The organism is Clostridium boliviensis, assembly GCF_033342255.1.
Classification (GTDB): Bacteria; Bacillota; Clostridia; order Lachnospirales; family Lachnospiraceae; genus Lacrimispora; species Lacrimispora boliviensis.
Window position 1 is genome coordinate 1 of sequence record NZ_JAWONS010000231.1, and the last position, 481, is coordinate 481.

Below are 481 nucleotides of genomic sequence, written 5' to 3' on the forward strand. Positions count from 1 at the left end.
CTTTGACTACTGCGATTGTCCCCAGGGCCGTCCGCAAAAAGGTGATCAAGCGTTCATTGCGAACGAACAGACGGCGAATCGCCCGCAGCCCGAAGGCATTCACCGGAAACAACTGCCCCGGTATGTACGACACATGCGTCACTTCCCCGTCGACAGGCGCGTGAATTCGATGGTAATCCCGCGGACTGAGGTAAATGGTGAGAAACTTGCCGCCGTCGTATCGGTCGGCCTGTTCGCGGTCCCCTCCCAGCAAATCGACGAGGCGATAAGTGACTCCCTTGGATTGAATCAGCGTGCCCTCGGTGATTTCCCCGAGCTGGGTAATCACGCCATCCACCGGACTGACAACCGTATCCGGCGACGGATCGACGGGACGGGCGTCCGGCTTCAATCTCCGAACAAAAAACTCCAGCAGATTCGGGTAATCCCGCCAAGGCTTTTCCGCTTCTTCCAAATTGACCCGGAATCGGCGGATAAATAG

General features: G+C 57.2%; 1 protein-coding gene. It reads right to left on the reverse strand.

The window, feature by feature from the left end:
* Positions 1-481, reverse strand: a 481-nt coding sequence (gene asd, locus RZO55_RS14635; protein ID WP_318065007.1) for an archaetidylserine decarboxylase, incomplete at both ends; no start/stop codon positions are given.